This is a genomic window from Actinomadura sp. 7K534 (assembly GCF_004348575.1).
Taxonomy (GTDB): domain Bacteria; phylum Actinomycetota; class Actinomycetes; order Streptosporangiales; family Streptosporangiaceae; genus Spirillospora; species Spirillospora livida.
Genome location: NZ_SMKB01000551.1, coordinates 1 through 545 on the forward strand (window position 1 = coordinate 1; position 545 = coordinate 545).

Annotated in this window: 1 pseudogene; it reads right to left on the minus strand. The window is 69.5% G+C overall.

Features of this window, described 5'->3' with window-relative positions:
• Positions 1-362 (minus strand): annotated as a pseudogene (locus tag E1266_RS37655) (hypothetical protein); the annotation flags it as partial.
• Positions 363-545 lie beyond the last annotated feature (183 nt).

Consider the following 545-nt stretch of genomic DNA (forward strand, 5'->3'; position numbering starts at 1 on the left):
AAGAGACAGGCACCACCCGCCCCGCGCCGCCGCCCATCCGGCTTGTGCGCGAACCCCAGCAGCACCTCATCGACGTCCTCACCCGTCAGATCGTCCAGCACCCGGTCCGCACCCGCCAGCGCCGCGAACGTCACCACGTCCCGCACATAGACCTCCGCCGTCTTCGGCGACAACGCACCCGTCGAGGTCTTCGCCCGCACCATCCCCGCGTACCGGTCGACGCACTCGGCAACGGTCAGGCGCTGAACATCAGAGGGACGCACCCGCCGGACGCTACCGCCCGCCACCGACAGAACCGCCACCGCAGAACCGGCCACCGCAGAACCGGCCACCGCAGAACCGGCCACCGCAGAACCCGCCATAGGATCGACCCCCATGACCGGCAGGGACCTCTTCGAACAGGTCGGCGAGATCATCCGAGGCTCGACACCACCCCGCCTCGGACGCCCGCACGTCCACGTCCGCCACAACGGCGTCAAAGCCTGGTTCGGCGACCCCGCACCCCAGCGCGAACACTACGAAGCCCAGATCATCCCCGCCGACAT